At 64.3% G+C, this 14,393-nt stretch carries 16 protein-coding genes; 7 read left to right on the top strand and 9 right to left on the bottom strand.

From position 1 onward, the window contains the following. Positions 1–4 precede the first annotated feature (4 nt). The gene (locus LB533_RS02335) at positions 5–1,228 is read right to left on the bottom strand and encodes an argininosuccinate synthase (RefSeq protein ID WP_140639561.1); all 1,224 of its coding nucleotides are present in this window, start codon (positions 1,226–1,228) and stop codon (positions 5–7) included. 193 nt (positions 1,229–1,421) lie between these two features. On the opposite strand from LB533_RS02335, the gene LB533_RS02330 reads away from it, so the two are divergent. Then, entirely contained in the window at positions 1,422–2,063 is a 642-nt protein-coding gene (locus tag LB533_RS02330) for a LysE family translocator (protein WP_140492181.1), read from the top strand. A 79-nt stretch (positions 2,064–2,142) separates the two neighbouring features. On the opposite strand, the gene LB533_RS02325 is transcribed toward LB533_RS02330, so the two are convergent. From LB533_RS02325 to rlmN, 3 genes are read right to left on the bottom strand one after another with little or no spacing between them, the layout of a single operon-like run. After that, a complete protein-coding gene (locus tag LB533_RS02325; protein WP_140550603.1) occupies positions 2,143–2,595 on the bottom strand; it encodes a hypothetical protein in 453 nt (150 codons plus the stop codon). Next, complete coding sequence (locus LB533_RS02320) at positions 2,592–3,041, bottom strand: hypothetical protein (RefSeq protein WP_140639563.1); 450 nt, start codon at positions 3,039–3,041, stop codon at positions 2,592–2,594. The genes LB533_RS02325 and LB533_RS02320 overlap by 4 nt, the downstream gene beginning before the upstream one ends. Next, positions 3,038–4,273: a 23S rRNA (adenine(2503)-C(2))-methyltransferase RlmN gene (gene rlmN / locus LB533_RS02315; RefSeq protein ID WP_140639564.1), complete on the bottom strand. Its 1,236-nt coding sequence runs from the start codon at positions 4,271–4,273 to the stop codon at positions 3,038–3,040. The genes LB533_RS02320 and rlmN overlap by 4 nt, the downstream gene beginning before the upstream one ends. Positions 4,274–4,542: 269 nt before the next feature. On the opposite strand from rlmN, the gene LB533_RS02310 reads away from it, so the two are divergent. Then, positions 4,543–4,842 (top strand): hypothetical protein, encoded by a 300-nt coding sequence (locus LB533_RS02310; RefSeq protein WP_140639565.1) that lies wholly within the window; start codon positions 4,543–4,545, stop codon positions 4,840–4,842. 254 nt (positions 4,843–5,096) lie between these two features. After that, positions 5,097–6,452: a chloride channel protein gene (locus LB533_RS02305; protein WP_224556328.1), complete on the top strand. Its 1,356-nt coding sequence runs from the start codon at positions 5,097–5,099 to the stop codon at positions 6,450–6,452. Positions 6,453–6,506: 54 nt separating this feature from the next. On the opposite strand, the gene LB533_RS02300 is transcribed toward LB533_RS02305, so the two are convergent. From LB533_RS02300 to LB533_RS02290, 3 genes are all read right to left on the bottom strand, one after another. Then, positions 6,507–7,010, bottom strand: coding sequence for an invasion associated locus B family protein (locus LB533_RS02300; protein ID WP_140492199.1), 504 nt, complete (start codon positions 7,008–7,010; stop codon positions 6,507–6,509). A 273-nt stretch (positions 7,011–7,283) separates the two neighbouring features. Continuing rightward, entirely contained in the window at positions 7,284–7,646 is a 363-nt protein-coding gene (locus LB533_RS02295; RefSeq protein ID WP_140550608.1) for a YkvA family protein, read from the bottom strand. Between the two features lie 172 nt (positions 7,647–7,818). Continuing rightward, positions 7,819–8,112: a 4a-hydroxytetrahydrobiopterin dehydratase gene (locus tag LB533_RS02290; RefSeq protein ID WP_140643491.1), complete on the bottom strand. Its 294-nt coding sequence runs from the start codon at positions 8,110–8,112 to the stop codon at positions 7,819–7,821. A gap of 51 nt (positions 8,113–8,163) precedes the next feature. On the opposite strand from LB533_RS02290, the gene LB533_RS02285 reads away from it, so the two are divergent. Beyond that, on the top strand, positions 8,164–8,682 hold the full coding sequence (locus LB533_RS02285; RefSeq protein ID WP_140643489.1) for a low molecular weight protein-tyrosine-phosphatase: 519 nt from the start codon (positions 8,164–8,166) through the stop codon (positions 8,680–8,682). On the opposite strand, the gene thpR is transcribed toward LB533_RS02285, so the two are convergent. Together thpR and LB533_RS02275 are read right to left on the bottom strand one after the other, a co-directional pair. Next, positions 8,586–9,182 (bottom strand): RNA 2',3'-cyclic phosphodiesterase, encoded by a 597-nt coding sequence (thpR, locus tag LB533_RS02280; protein WP_140550611.1) that lies wholly within the window; start codon positions 9,180–9,182, stop codon positions 8,586–8,588. The two genes, LB533_RS02285 and thpR, sit on opposite strands and share 97 nt — an antisense overlap. Positions 9,183–9,309: 127 nt before the next feature. Continuing rightward, positions 9,310–9,954 carry an arylesterase gene (locus LB533_RS02275; RefSeq protein ID WP_140643487.1) on the bottom strand — a complete coding sequence of 215 codons (645 nt, stop codon included), beginning with the start codon at positions 9,952–9,954 and terminating at the stop codon, positions 9,310–9,312. A gap of 83 nt (positions 9,955–10,037) precedes the next feature. On the opposite strand from LB533_RS02275, the gene LB533_RS02270 reads away from it, so the two are divergent. The 3 genes from LB533_RS02270 (at position 10,038) to LB533_RS02260 (ending at position 14,296) form a co-directional block, all read left to right on the top strand. Further along, a complete protein-coding gene (locus LB533_RS02270; protein ID WP_140643485.1) occupies positions 10,038–10,733 on the top strand; it encodes an ABC transporter ATP-binding protein in 696 nt (231 codons plus the stop codon). Beyond that, positions 10,733–13,282: an ABC transporter permease gene (locus tag LB533_RS02265; protein ID WP_224676549.1), complete on the top strand. Its 2,550-nt coding sequence runs from the start codon at positions 10,733–10,735 to the stop codon at positions 13,280–13,282. The genes LB533_RS02270 and LB533_RS02265 overlap by 1 nt, the downstream gene beginning before the upstream one ends. 240 nt (positions 13,283–13,522) lie before the next feature. Beyond that, on the top strand, positions 13,523–14,296 hold the full coding sequence (locus LB533_RS02260; protein ID WP_140492223.1) for a Bax inhibitor-1/YccA family protein: 774 nt from the start codon (positions 13,523–13,525) through the stop codon (positions 14,294–14,296). Positions 14,297–14,393: the final 97 nt, after the last annotated feature.

Below are 14,393 nucleotides of genomic sequence, written 5' to 3'. Positions count from 1 at the left end.
GTGGTCAGTCCCGGCGGTTGCGTGCGGCCAGTGTGCGCAGCCTCAGCGCATTGAGGCGGATGAAGCCGGCGGCGTCCTTCTGATCGTAGGCGCCGCGGTCGTCCTCGAAGGTCACCAGCGCGTCGGAATAGAGCGTCTTCTTCGACTTACGGCCGGTAACGATGACATTGCCCTTGTAGAGCTTCAGACGCACCGTGCCTTCGACATCCTCCTGGCTCTTGTCGATCATCGCCTGCAGCATCAGCCGCTCGGGCGCGAACCAGAAGCCATTGTAGATGAGTTCGGCGTAGCGCGGCATGAACTCGTCCTTGAGGTGGGCAGCTCCCCTGTCGAGCGTGATAGATTCGATGGCTCGGTGGGCAGCGATAAGGATGGTGCCGCCGGGGGTCTCGTAGACGCCGCGCGACTTCATGCCGACGAAGCGGTTCTCGACGAGGTCGAGCCGGCCGATGCCGTTGTCGCGGCCGAGGTCGTTGAGTGCCGCCAGCATCGTCGCCGGCGACAGTTTCTTGCCGTCGAGCGCGATCGGATCGCCCCTCAGGAATTCGATCTCGATCTCGGTGACCTTGTCCGGCGCGTCCATCGGCGAGACGGTGCGCTGATGGACGAATTCCGGCGGCTCGCTCCACGGGTCCTCGAGCACCTTGCCCTCGGAGGACGAGTGCAGGAGATTGGCGTCGACCGAGAACGGCGCGTCGCCCTTCTTGTCCTTCGGCACCGGGATCTGGTGCTGCTCGGCGAAGTTGATGAGGTCGGTGCGCGACTTGAACGACCAGTCGCGCCAGGGCGCGATAACTTTGATGTCGGGATTGAGCGCATAGGCCGAAAGCTCGAACCGTACCTGGTCATTGCCCTTGCCGGTGGCGCCGTGAGCGATGGCGTCGGCGCCGGTCTCCTTGGCGATCTCGACGAGATGCTTGGAGATCAACGGCCGGGCGATCGAGGTGCCGAGCAGATAGGTGCCCTCATAGACGGCGTTGGCGCGAAACATCGGGAAGACGAAGTCGGCGACGAATTCCTCGCGCACGTCGACGACGCGGATGTCCTTGATGCCCATCAACTCGGCCTTGCGGCGCGCCGGCTCCAATTCGCCGCCCTGGCCGAGGTCGGCCGTGAAGGTCACGACCTCGGCGCCGAGCTCGGTCTGCAGCCATTTCAGGATGATGGATGTGTCGAGGCCGCCGGAATAGGCGAGCACGACCTTCTTGACGTCTTTCGTTTTCGACATTTGGCGGTTCCGCGACAAGAGTTCTCGGCCGGCGAGGTATCACGCCGTTTCCGGTCACCGCAAGGGGATGAACGCGGCAAGGCGCGGAGAAACAGGCATCCGGGACAGCTGGATCATTCTTTCCGTCGCACAGCCGCTGGCAACCACAGTAGCCATTCGTTATAGCAGCGTCTTTAGAGCCAACGGACCGCCCATGTCCTTCATTCCCGACACCGCTACGCTGATCCAGTTCGCCATCGCCACGGTCATCCTGGCGATCACGCCGGGACCGGACATGACGCTGTTCGTCTCGCGCACGCTTAGCCAGGGCCGCGCCGCCGGCTTCGCCTCGATGGCGGGGGCGCTGTGCGGCACGCTGATCCACACCACGCTGGTGGTGGTCGGCGTCTCGGCGCTGATCGTCGCCTCGCCGATGGCCTTCTTCGTACTGAAGATCTTCGGCGCCGGCTATCTCGTCTTCCTGGCCTGGCAGGCGATCACCAAGGGTTCGGCCTTCTCGCCGGAGAAGAAGACGGGCCCACAAATCTCGCTGTTCCGGAGCTGGATGGTGGGACTGGGCGTCAACCTGCTCAACCCGAAGATCATCCTGTTCTTCATGACCTTCCTGCCGCAATTCGTCTCGGCGCATGATCCGCACGCGCCGGGAAAGCTGTTCTTCCTCGGCGCCATGTTCGTGGTGCTGTCGACCCCGGTGACGACCCCGATGGTGCTGGCGGCGGAGAAATTCTCGGCGGCGATGAAGGCCAGCCCGCGCGTGACGCGGGTGGTCGACTATCTCTTCGCCGGCGTGTTTTCCGCGTTCGCGCTCAAAATCCTGACTGCCCAGGCGAAGTAGGATTTTGCTGTTCGCTGCTGATCTCTTCCGAACCGGAGGTCAGCAAAGCTCCCCGCTTACGCGGGCGCTCGGTTCGGGGTCACGGTTCGGCTTTCCACCAGCTTCCGGCCCAGCGCCCGGCGCTGAGCCAATAGAAGATGCCGCCGACCATGCCGCCGCCGATGACAGCGGCCATGGCGCGCGGCTCGGTGACGGCGAATGGCGTATCGCCCATCTGGTCGGCGAAGCCGAGGAAGACGGCGGCGACGATCGCACCGGCCAGCGCATAGAACAGCCAATCGCGTCGGCCGAGGATTTCGGCGATCAGGATCGCGAGGGCCGCCGGCATGAAGGCGAAATAGGCGGCAAACAGCGCGACGAAGGGGATCGAGAAATAGAGCGAGGCGGTCGCCGCCGGCTCCGCATGCGCCGGCGTATAGCCGAGCGAGGCCAGGAACAGGACATTGAGGAACGCGCTCGCTGCCAGCGCGGCGACGGCATAGCCGAACAGGATGACGGCAAGGCGCACGATATAGGCGACGAGACGGGTCATTGCTGATCCCGGCGCATGAGATGACCGGACTTGCGCCCGGCCAGAAACCAGTAAACCGAACCGGCGGCAATGCCGGCGGTGGCCAGGAAGCCGAGAAAGCCCGGATTGAAAACGAACCCTCCGGCCGAGCCCGGGATCAGAACCCCGAACGCGATGGACGTGATCGCGCCCGTGGCCGCGAAGTAGAACCACCCCCGAAGCGACAAGCGTTCGGCCATGAAGATCGCGGGGCCGACGATCAACAGCGCGCAGACCGCCACGGTCACTACCGCGAGCGGGAAGGAAACCAGCCAGTCGAACGCGAAAACGATGGACCAGTTGCCATATTCGAGCCCTTCCAGAAGAGCGATCAGCAGCACAGGCACCAGGATCGAGGTCAGCACGGCGGCGATATAGCCGACTGCTATGATGACGAAGCGCTTGAGCCCGGCGACGAGACGCCTCACGCCTCGCCGTGCCCTGCGATCATCATGGCTTCCAGCGCCAGCCGGTCGACCTTGCGCATGCGCTCCGATTCCGACTTGAGCTGGCCGCAGGCGGCGAGGATGTCGCGGCCGCGCGGCGTGCGGATCGGCGAGGCATAACCGGCATTGTTTATGTAGTCGGCGAATTTCTCGATCGTCTCCCAGTCCGAGCACTGGTAGTTGGTGCCTGGCCAGGGGTTGAACGGGATCAGGTTGATCTTGGCCGGAATGCCCCTGAGCAGCTTGACCAGCGCCTTGGCATCGTCGAGGGAATCGTTGACGTCCTTCAGCATCACATATTCGAAGGTGATGCGCCTGGCGTTCGACAGGCCGGGATAGGCGCGGCAGGCGGCGATCAGCTCCTTGAGCGGATATTTCTTGTTGATCGGCACAAGCAGGTCGCGCAGATCGTCATTGGTGGCGTGCAGCGAGATCGCCAGCATGACGCCGATCTCCTCGCCGGTGCGGAAAATCTCCGGCACCACGCCGGAGGTCGACAGGGTAATGCGGCGCTTGGAGAGCGAAAGACCATCCCCGTCTGAAGCGATCAGCAGCGCTTTCTTGACCGCCTCGAAATTGTAGAGCGGCTCGCCCATGCCCATCATGACGATGTTGGACACTTTGCGGCCCTCGGCCGGCACGATGGCGCCGTCGGGCGTGTCGCGGTCGGGGAAGTCGCCGAGCCGGTCGCGCGCGGTGAGCAACTGGGCGAGGATTTCCTCGGCCGTCAGGTTGCGGACCAGTTTCTGGGTGCCCGTGTGGCAGAAGGAGCAGGTCAGCGTGCAGCCGACCTGTGAGGAGATGCAGAGCGTGCCGCGGCCTTCCTCGGGAATGTAGACGGTCTCGATCTCGACAGGGCGGCCGGCGCCGCGCGGCGGAAAGCGGAACAGCCATTTGCGCGTGCCGTCGGCGGAGATCTGTTCCTCGACGATCTCGGGCCGCGCCACGGTGAAATGCTTGTCGAGTTCGGCGCGAAGATCCTTGGAGATATTGAACATGCCGGCGAAATCGGAGACGCCGCGCACATACATCCAGTGCCAGAGCTGCTGTGCACGCATTTTTGCCTGACGCTCCGGCACGATGCCGGAAGCAATGAGGGCCTCGCCGAGCTCGGCGCGCGTCAGGCCGATCAGCGACGGTTTTTCGGCCGGCACGGCGCGGGCGCGCAACGCGTCACGGGCGCCTTCGGCGGTGAGGTCGAATGAAAGGGTCATGGTCGCACTGATATAAGCGGTTTGCGGCCGATTTCATCCATCGGCCCGATATGAAGCGCGGCCCATAGCACAGCTTGGCGGCGGAGTCATGCGATGGCGAGGCGATCCGTGTGCCGACCAATTGACAGATGCGCTGCCCGGTCAGACCTGCGGTCCCGTGTTTTTCGACTGAAAACGGATCACTTGATCGTGTTGAAGTAACGGTTCTCACCGCGTGTTCGAACCCCCTGAATGGGGCAACCATGCCCCGACAAATGGGAGTATGCAGCATGAACTCTATCAAGCTCGCCGTCATTGCCGGCTTCGTCGGCCTTTTCGCCTCGCAGGCATTTGCCGAAGACGCGATGGGCACGATGACCATGATGAAAGCAGGGCAAGTCACGGCAATCATGCCGGACGGGCATATGGGCACCATGACGCCGGACGCGAAAATGAGTGCCGAGATGATGAAGATGGCAAAGCCGATCAAGCACTGCATGATGATGATGACCGACGCCAAGGGCAAAGCCTTCATGATCGACACGTCGACCAAGAAGGCTCAGGCGGAATGCGAAAAAATGGCCATGTGAGGCCGGCCATCGATCGATGTTCCCGCCGGCTCGGAGGTCGGCGGGAGTCTATTCGAGCCTTGTCCCCGGAGGCCGATCGGAAAACGATCGGGATCGTTGCGGCGAACCGGGCATAGCTCATGGTTCCTTGTTAATGGTCCCGAACCGCCGCCATGGACATTTGGTCCACGTCCGTCGTCCAATCCACGTTCGATGCGAATGCTTGATCGAGCCCATGCCTGTGTTAGGGCTGGGTTTCCGTCGAGAGGACAGACATGGCCGGCACATCGCGAAAATACCCCTTGCTGCGGCGTTCGCGCGCGATGTGGGGCTCGCGGCGGGTGTGGCAGCCGCGGCTGGTGTTCTGGGCCGGCGCGGTCTGCATCGGCATGATCAGCGTTATGTTCGCGGTGCTGGCCGACAAAGCGCAGGCGCTGTTCCATGCCATGACCGGCGATGACGGCGGCTGGCGCTTCTACCTGCCTTTGGCGATCACGCCGCTCGGCTTCGTGCTGTGCGCCTGGCTGGCGCAAGCCTTCTTTCCGGGCTCGCAAGGCAGCGGCATTCCGCAGGCGATCGCCGCGCGGCATCTGCGCGACGATGACGACCGCGGCCATATCCTGTCGCTGAAGCTGGTGGCGGGCAAGATCGCGCTCACCCTGGTCGGCCTGTTCTGCGGCGCTTCGATCGGCCGCGAGGGACCGACCGTGCAGGTCGGCGCGTCGCTGATGCTGCAGGCGGCACGCTGGGGCGGCATGGCGCAGGCGCGCGGCCTGATCCTGGCCGGCTCCGCCGCCGGCATCGCAGCCGCCTTCAACACGCCGCTCGCCGGCATTGTCTTCGCCATCGAGGAAATGGGCCGCACCTACGAAGCGCGGACCAACGGGCTGGTGCTGACGGCGGTGATCCTGGCCGGCATCGCCTCGCTCGGCCTGCTTGGCAACTACACCTATTTCGGCGTCTCGAAGGAGACGATCTCGTTTGCCGTCGAGTGGCCGCTTGTCATTGCCTGCGGGATCATCGGCGGCGGCTTCGGCGCGCTGTTCTCGCTCCTGGCGCTGAAGGCGACGCGCCGGATCCGGCGCTGGAACACGGGGCAGCCCTTGCGGCGCGTCCTGCTGGTCGCCGCCATCTGTGGGCTCGGCGTCGCCGCGATCGGCATCGCCTCGGGCGGCTTGACCTTCGGCACCGGCTACGCGCAGGCGCGGGGCGCCGTTGAAGGCACGCCGCTGCCCTGGTTCTTCTTCGCCGAGAAGTTCCTTGCCGGGCTGCTGTCGATGGTCTCGGGCATTCCGGGCGGCATCTTTGCGCCTTCGCTTTCGGTCGGCGCCGGCATCGGCAGCTCGCTCGGCCTCGTCTTCGGCGCCAGCACGGGTGCGGCCGCGCTGCTCGGCATGGCCGGTTATTTCGCCGGCGTCGTGCAGGCGCCGATGACGGCCTTCGTCATCATCCTGGAGATGACCGGCAATCACGACAATGTCATCGCGCTGATGCTGGCCTCGATGCTGGGTTACGGCACGGCGCGCATGATCTCGCGCGAGCCGCTCTATCATGCGCTGTCGCGCGTCTTCATCGCGGAAGCCATCCGCCGGCGCAGGGCGGAGGCGGCGCCGGAACCAGGTCCGGCGTGAAAAACAGAGGCCGGACTCAAGGGTCCGGCCTCTCTGTTCAAAGCGAAATTTCGATTATTTGCAGTTGGCGATCGACGACAGCGCCGCCGAGATGCCTTTCAGCGAGAAGACGTAGGAAGTGGTGTTGCCGCGGCCGGACTTGGCCTGCACCTTCATGTCGGTGCCGGATTTCATGGCGGCGATCAGCACCGGCTCCTCGGCGGCGTTCTCGACCCAGGCCGACTTGCCGCGCGTGAACATCGAAAACGTCTTCTTGTCGATGGTGACGGTGGCCTTGGAGTTTTCCTGGAAGGTGTAGCCGGCGATGAATTGCGGCTCGTAGGACACCTGCTGGCCGGGCCGCTGGCTGACGAAGAAGAACATGTCGCCATGGTCGAGTGTCGGCGGCTGCTTGTCGGTCGGCACGGTGAGGACGTAGCAAACCTTGCCGCCCGATGCCTGGTAGCTGTAGGTGCCCCAGGCATTGTGCTGGCCGATCTTGGTCGCCTGCTGCGCCATCGCCGGCGCTGCGAAGGCCACCAGGACCAGGCTCGAAACTGTAGCAATCAATCCGCGCATCGTTTTTCCCGTATTCCAAATGGTGCGGAGGCGGGCCGCGTGGCGTCCTGCCGTCGCTTCATTTTGATTTAATCTGGGTTACCAAACGGTGAATACCTCTGAGAAAAGGACGCTCACCCCAGGAAACCGCCGCCGTCTTCGCGCCGCCGCCTTTGAAGCGGCTGGCGCGATGTCCCTTCGGCGACTTGGAGGGCACGAAAGCGGCAAGAGTTTGACTTTTCCACAAGCCCTCTGAACGCTGGTGTCCAGAGCGCGCGAAGGCGGTGTCAGGGCTCAGCCCCTGTCTGATATGGCGTCTTTCGCGGCTTGCCGGTGCGCCGGCGTGATATGGGCGCTGACGGCGGTGATCGCTGCGGTGAGCACGGCGATATCATCGGTGAAGCCGAGGCCGAGGACGAAGTCGGGGACCATATCCACCGGCAGGACGAAATAGCCGAGTGCCGCCACCAGGATGCCTTTCGCGCGCAGCGGCGTGTTCTTGTCCATGGCGCAGTAATAGGCCGCGACGACATCTTCCATGAACGGGATCTGCCGCGCGGCCTTCTTGGCGGTGCGCCAGAATTTCTCGCGCACCTCGCCCTCACCGCCCAGCCTGTCGCCAAAGCCGAAGAAATCAAAACCGGATTTTTGCGCCATCAATTTCTCCTTGCGGGCTCATGCGCTTGCCTGCGCCTGGTCGCGGGGCAAAATGTGGTGAAACCCGACGCTTGCTGCAAGAGCTTGGCGGATCGCTGGGCTGAAAATCGGAATCAGTCTTGACCGCGTCGAGCCAAAGTCTAGGGACGTTGCACTGCGTCGCCCAACCACCCTAGCCAACAAAGCGGTTCATTTTCTTCGCCAACTCGATGTCGAGCGCCGTGACGCCGCCGGCATCGTGGGTGTTCAGCGTCACGTCGACGGTTTTGTAGACATTGGACCAGTCGGGATGATGGTCCATCTTCTCGGCAGCAAGCGCGACGCGGGTCATGAAGGCGAAGGCTTCGGAGAAATTTCTGAAGGTGAACGTCCGTTTGATGGAAGCGCCATCCGCAGCCAGCGACCAGCCTTCGAGGTCTGTCAGCGCTGCGATGATGGCTTCCCTGCCAAGTTTCTCTCTCGTCATGTCCGGTTCCTGTGCTATTTCGAAGATGACCTTCACCATAGCGCCGGATCGATGAGCACGAAGCCCATAAAATCCATTCTGTTCGTCTGCCTGGGCAACATCTGCCGCTCGCCGCTGGCGGAAGGCGTGCTTCGTTCCGTGCTGACGGAACGTGGACTGGGCCAGGACATAGTGCTCGATTCGGCCGCAACCAGCGACTGGGAGGCGGGCTCCGCCCCCGATCGGCGTTCGATCGCCATCGCGTCGGCCCACGGCATCGACATATCGGAACTGCGGGCACGCAAGATCATGCCCGAGGATTTCTCGCGTTTCGACCTGATCTTCGGCATGGACAGATCGAACGTCGCCGACCTGAAGACGCTGGCGCCCGCCGCCGTGCGCGACCGCATCCACCTCTTCCTGGAATTTGCGCAGGGAAAGGGCCGCGACGTGCCGGATCCCTATCACCACGGCGAGGAAGCCTTCGCCGAGGTCTACCGCATGATCCGCGAAGCGTCGGAGGCGCTGGCGACCCGGCTTGCCGCGCGCGTATCGGCGCCCGACAGCGGCCAGGCTTCCTCGACGATGTAGGGGCCGCCGCCGACCGAATCGCGCGACGACATCAAGACGAACCGGCTGATGCGGAACGGCAATGTCGAAAAATTGCCGCGCGCCGAAAGATATTGGGCGACGTCCAGCGGGCTCGAATTGCGCAGGCGCGCCAGTGTGACATGCGGCATGAACTTGCGCGGATCGGCCGGAATGCCGAGCCGCTGGCAGATGCGCTCGATTTCAGCCTGAAGCGCCGCGAGGTCCGGCGAGGCAGAGACCCCGGCCCATACGGCATGCGGTTTCTTCTGGCCGAAAGCGCCGACGCCCGACAGCGTCAGCGGGAAGGAGGGGCGGTGGACGCGGTCGAGCGCGTTGGCGATTTCGTCGGCGACATGGCCTTCGACATCGCCGATGAAGCGTAGCGTCAAATGATAGTTCTCGACGTCGATCCATCGGGCCCCGGGCAGGCCGCCCCTGAGCAGGGACAGCGAAAGGGCGGCGTCACGCGGAATTTCGAGGGCGGTGAAAAGACGCGGCATGAAGAGCCTCCCTTCCTCGAATCGAACTGTGCCCCTAGCGAATCATCGATAATCAAGCGGGGCAAGAGATTTGTTGGTCACAGGTCTCGTCAAAAAGATTTCCCCAACGGAAAGGACCTATCCCGTCTCACGATCCTCCCGGCGCTGCCGCGATAGCCTTCTCGACCGCAGGCAAGATGCGCTCGACCATCTGGGCGACCCCCTTGGCGTTCGGATGCAAGCCATCCTCAAGCTGCAGGGCGGACTGGCCGGCTACGCCGTCGAGAAAGAACGGGTACAAAGTAACGCCATATTTTGCGGCCAGTTCCGGAAAGATGGAGTCGAAGGCATTCTGATAATCGGCGCCGAGATTGGGCGCTGCGCGCATGCCGGCCAGCAGAACGGCGATCTTGCGCTCTTTCAGCTTGGCCAGCATCGTATCCAGGTTCTTGCGGGTGATGTCGGGCGAAACGCCGCGCAGCATGTCGTTGGCGCCGAGTTCGAGGATGACAAGCTGCGTGCCGTCCGGCACCGACCAGTCGAGCCGCGCCAGCCCGCCGCTGGAGGTGTCGCCGGAAACGCCGGCATTGTCGACGGTTACATCCCTGCCCCTGGCGCGCAGCGCCGCCTGCAGCCTGTCGGTAAAACCCTCGTCGGGTCCGAGGCCGAAGCCGGCCATAAGGCTGTCGCCGAAACCGACGATCTTGAAAGGCTCGGCGCGTGCCGACGAAATGGCGCCGCAACTGGCGAGGAAAACGATCAGGCCTGCGGCAATTCTGCGTTGGAAAGACATGCGGCAGGTCCCATATGACAGAGAATTCTTCCGGCGACGGCCCGGCAGGCGGAGCCCTCATCTCCATATAGGACGCTTTCATTTTGACAGAAGCCGTCATCGAGCTGAAAGACGTATCGCTGACATTGGGCGAAGGCGCCTCGTCCGTCCATGTGCTGAAGGGCGTCAGCCTCGATGTGGCGCGCGGCGAGGCGACCGGCATCGTCGGACCGTCGGGGTCGGGCAAGTCGACGCTGCTCATGGTTCTCGCCGGTCTGGAAAGGGTCGATTCGGGCACGGTACGAATTGCTGGCGAGTTGCTCAACGGCAAGAGCGAGGATCAGATCGCATCGTTTCGGGGGCGAAACATCGGCATTGTGTTCCAGTCCTTCCATCTCATCCCCAATATGACGGCGCTCGAAAATGTGGCCGTGCCGCTGGAGCTGGCCGGCCATGCCGATCCGTTCTCGGTGGCGCAACGCGAGCTGACGGCGGTGGGTCTGAGCGACCGCGTCACGCACTATCCCGGCGAACTTTCGGGCGGCGAGCAGCAGCGCGTCGCGATCGCCCGGGCGCTTGCGCCGTCGCCGCGCATCCTCATCGCCGACGAGCCGACCGGCAATCTCGATCAGGCGACCGGCAGGCAGGTCGCCGATCTCCTGTTCGCCAAGGCGGCCGAGCGCGGCATGACTCTGGTGCTGGTCACCCATGACCAGGCGCTCGCGGCGCGCTGTTCGCGCCAGGTCTCCATGCGCTCCGGCAGGATCGAGGCACCGGCGCCGACCAAGGCCATCGCCTGATGTCGCCGGCGCGGACGTTAAAACTCGCCGTCCGCTTCTCCCTGCGCGAAATGCGCGGCGGCCTGTCCGGCTTTCTGATCTTTCTTGCCTGCATCGCGCTCGGCGTCGCGGCGATCGGCGGCGTGAATTCCGTCGCGCGCTCGATCAGTGCCGGCGTCGCCAACCAGGGCCAGACGCTGCTTGGCGGCGATCTGCGCTTCCAGCTTAACCAGCGCGACGCAAGCGAAGCCGAACGCGGCTTCCTCGATGGACTGGGCACCGTGTCGAGAACCGCCAGCATGCGCTCGATGGCGCGGCTTGCCGACGGCTCCGATCAGGCGCTGGTCGAGGCCAAGGCCGTGGACGAGGCCTATCCGCTTTACGGTGCGCTGGAAACCGAGCCGGCGCTGACGAAGAAGGAACTGTTCGGCGAACAGTTCGGTGTTTTCGGCGCGGCCGCGCCCGACCTGCTGTTCGAACGGCTGCATGTGAAGCTCGGCGATCGGTTGAAGCTCGGAACCGCCACCTTCGAACTGCGCGCCAGGCTGGTCACCGAGCCCGATGCCGTGTCCGAAGGCTTTGGTTTCGCGCCGCGCCTGATGATCTCGACCGAGGGTCTGGCCGCCACAGGGCTGGTTCAGCCGGGCAGCCTGGTCGAGAATGCCTACAAGGTCCAGCTGCCTGCCGACGCCGACGAGGCGCGGCTCAAGGCCATCCAGGACGAGGCAGCCAAGGATTTCCCCGAGTCCGGCTGGTCGATCCGCACGCGCAGCAATGCGGCCCCGGCGCTCTCTTCCAACATCGAGCGCTTTTCGCAATTCCTGACTTTGGTCGGGCTGACGGCGCTGGTGGTCGGCGGCGTCGGCGTCGCCAACGCGGTGCGCGCCTATCTCGACGGCAAGCGCGGCGTCATCGCCACCTTCAAGAGCCTGGGCGCATCAGGCGGCTTCGTCTTTGCCGTTTACCTCGTGCAGATCCTGATGATCGCGGCCCTCGGCATCGCCGCCGGTCTGGTGCTCGGTGCGCTGATGCCCTTCGCCGCGAGCGCCGCACTTCAGTCGGTCATTCCGGTGCCGGCGCAAGGCGGCTTTTATCCCGGCGCGCTCGGCATGGCGGCTCTGTTCGGGTTGCTGGTGACGCTGGTCTTCGCGCTGCTGCCGCTCGGCCGCGCCCACGATGTACCGGCGACCGCGCTGTTCCGCGAGATGGGGCTGGAAGGCCGCGGTTTTCCGCGCCCTGTCTATGCCGTTTCGGCGCTCGGCATCGCAGCGCTTCTTGCAGCGCTCGCCATTCTGTTTTCGGGCGACCAGCGCATCGCTTCGATCTTCGTCGGGGCCACCATCTTCGCTTTCCTGGTGCTGCGTCTGGTCGGTGCGCTGGTGCAATGGGCGGCAAGGAAGAGCCCGCGGGTGCGCTTCGTGGCGCTCAGGCTCGCCGTCGGCAACATCCATCGGCCAGGCGCGCTGACGCCGTCGGTGGTGCTGTCGCTGGGGCTTGGGCTGACGCTGCTGGTGACGCTGGCGCTGATCGACGGCAATCTGCGGCGGCAGATCTCCGGCAGCCTGCCGGAGCGGGCGCCGAACTTCTTCTTCGTCGATATCCAGAGCAGCGATGTCGACGGCTTCTCCAGTCTGATCAGCAAGGAGGCCCCACAGGGGACGCTTGCCAAGGTGCCAATGCTGCGCGGCCGGGTGATGGCGCTGAACGGCGTCGCCGTCGACAAGGTCAAGGTGCCGGCGGAGGGCGCCTGGGTGCTGCGCGGCGACCGCGGCCTGACTTATGAGGCCAAGCAACCGGACAACGCGACGCTGACCGATGGCAGCTGGTGGCCGGCCAATTATACCGGCGAGCCGCTCGTCTCGTTTTCCGACAAGGAAGGCAAGGAAATCGGGCTCAAGCTCGGCGATACCGTCACCGTCAACGTGCTCGGCCGCAATGTCACGGCCAGGATCGCCAATTTCCGCCAGGTCGAATGGGAGACGATGGGCATCAACTTCGTCATGATGTTCTCGCCCAACACATTTGCCGGCGCGCCGCATGGCTGGGTGGCGACGCTGACCGAAAAGAGCGCCACGGCGGCCGACGACGCCCGCATCCTCAATGCCGTCACCCGCGCCTTCCCGGCAGTCACCACGGTGCGCGTCAAGGATGCGCTCGACATCGTCAACCGGCTGGTCGGACAGCTCGGCGCGGCGATCAGGGCCGCGGCCGGCGTGGCACTGATCGCGTCGGTGCTGGTGCTGGCCGGCGCGCTCGCCGCCGGCAACCGGGCGCGCATCCACGACGCGGTGGTGCTGAAGACGCTGGGCGCGACGCGGCTGACGCTGATATCGGCCTTCTCGCTCGAATACATGCTGATCGGCCTCGCCACGGCTGTCTTCGCGCTCGCCGCCGGCAGTGCCGCTGCATGGTTCGTCGTCGCCCGCATCATGACATTGCCGTCGCATTTCATGCCGGAAGTGGCGGTGGCGACCATTCTCTTTGCGCTGGTCATCACCGTCGGCATCGGTCTCGCCGGCACCTGGCGGGTGCTCGGCCACAAGGCAGCGCCCGTGCTGCGCAACCTCTGAGTCCGCATCGGTTCCACCCCGCCGACCGCCGTCATTTGGTTAAATCGGCGTAATGTTTCGCGGCCAAAGGGCTGGAAAACCGCGCCATGCGTGCCTCACGAAGCATTACACCCGGTTACGGTCTTGTTCTTGGCGCGAATAACCATCATATTTCGCCGCAGGCATGCTGGAGTCCCGCCAGCGGCGCCTGGGTCCGGGTGGACCCGACACCGGACGGGGCAGAAGCAATAGAGGACCACAATGGCTGAACCCATTCGCAACTATCAGACGCGCGCCGTGCCCGGCGCAGCCGTCGACATCGATCAGGGCCTACGCGCCTACATGATCAAGGTCTACAATTTGATGGGGCTTGGTCTCCTCATCACTGGTCTTGCCGCCGTCGGCACGATCATGCTGGCCACAACCACCGATCCGGCCTCGGCTGTCGCGACGCTGCCGAGCGGCGAGATGCTGACCTCGTTCGGCTACGCGATCTTCGGCTCGCCGCTGCGCTGGCTGGTGATGCTGGCCCCGCTGGCCGCCGTTCTGTTCCTGTCGTTCCGCGTCCAGTCGATGAGCGTGTCGGCGGCGCAGACGACGTTCTGGGTCTATGCGGGCCTGGTCGGCCTATCGCTGTCGTCGATCTTCCTGGTCTATACCACCGCCAGCATCTCGCAGACCTTCTTCGCCACCGCCGCGGCCTTCGGCGCGCTGTCGCTGTTCGGCTACACGACCAAGCGCGACCTGACGGCGATGGGCTCGTTCCTGATCATGGGCGTGTTCGGCATCATCATCGCGATGGTGATCAACATCTTCCTGCAGTCGTCGGCGCTGTCCTTCGCCGTCTCGGCGATCGGCGTGCTGGTCTTCGCCGGCCTCACCGCCTACGACACGCAGAAGATCAAGGAGATGTATTTCGAGGGCGACGCTTCCGACGTCGCTGGCCGCAAAGCCATCATGGGCGCGCTGACGCTCTATCTCGACTTCATCAACCTGTTCATGTTCCTGCTCCAGTTCATGGGCGACCGCCGCTAAGGCCTGGTCCGCGTCATGGTCTGACTGGACCATCGGGTTGGAAGGGGCGGCCCAACGGCCGCCCTTTTCTTTTGCGTCGACCTTTGCTGTTATTGCA

It is taken from the genome of Mesorhizobium sp. BR1-1-13 (assembly GCF_020165515.1).
Lineage (GTDB): Bacteria > Pseudomonadota > Alphaproteobacteria > Rhizobiales > Rhizobiaceae > Mesorhizobium.
Note: the sequence above shows the minus strand (reverse complement) of the source record. Positions and strands in the feature narration are given on the sequence as shown.

Excerpts from the sequence above, each read along its gene's own strand:
- LB533_RS02335 (WP_140639561.1), bottom strand. The coding sequence starts at position 1,228 with ATGTCGAAAACGAAAGACGTCAAGAAGGTCGTGCTCGCCTATTCCGGC.
- LB533_RS02330 (WP_140492181.1), top strand. The coding sequence starts at position 1,422 with ATGTCCTTCATTCCCGACACCGCTACGCTGATCCAGTTCGCCATCGCC.
- LB533_RS02325 (WP_140550603.1), bottom strand. The coding sequence starts at position 2,595 with ATGACCCGTCTCGTCGCCTATATCGTGCGCCTTGCCGTCATCCTGTTC.
- rlmN (WP_140639564.1), bottom strand. The coding sequence starts at position 4,273 with ATGACCCTTTCATTCGACCTCACCGCCGAAGGCGCCCGTGACGCGTTG.
- LB533_RS02310 (WP_140639565.1), top strand. The coding sequence starts at position 4,543 with ATGAACTCTATCAAGCTCGCCGTCATTGCCGGCTTCGTCGGCCTTTTC.
- LB533_RS02305 (WP_224556328.1), top strand. The coding sequence starts at position 5,097 with ATGGCCGGCACATCGCGAAAATACCCCTTGCTGCGGCGTTCGCGCGCG.
- LB533_RS02300 (WP_140492199.1), bottom strand. The coding sequence starts at position 7,010 with ATGCGCGGATTGATTGCTACAGTTTCGAGCCTGGTCCTGGTGGCCTTC.
- LB533_RS02295 (WP_140550608.1), bottom strand. The coding sequence starts at position 7,646 with ATGGCGCAAAAATCCGGTTTTGATTTCTTCGGCTTTGGCGACAGGCTG.
- LB533_RS02290 (WP_140643491.1), bottom strand. The coding sequence starts at position 8,112 with ATGACGAGAGAGAAACTTGGCAGGGAAGCCATCATCGCAGCGCTGACA.
- LB533_RS02285 (WP_140643489.1), top strand. The coding sequence starts at position 8,164 with ATGAGCACGAAGCCCATAAAATCCATTCTGTTCGTCTGCCTGGGCAAC.
- thpR (WP_140550611.1), bottom strand. The coding sequence starts at position 9,182 with ATGCCGCGTCTTTTCACCGCCCTCGAAATTCCGCGTGACGCCGCCCTT.
- LB533_RS02275 (WP_140643487.1), bottom strand. The coding sequence starts at position 9,954 with ATGTCTTTCCAACGCAGAATTGCCGCAGGCCTGATCGTTTTCCTCGCC.
- LB533_RS02265 (WP_224676549.1), top strand. The coding sequence starts at position 10,733 with ATGTCGCCGGCGCGGACGTTAAAACTCGCCGTCCGCTTCTCCCTGCGC.
- LB533_RS02260 (WP_140492223.1), top strand. The coding sequence starts at position 13,523 with ATGGCTGAACCCATTCGCAACTATCAGACGCGCGCCGTGCCCGGCGCA.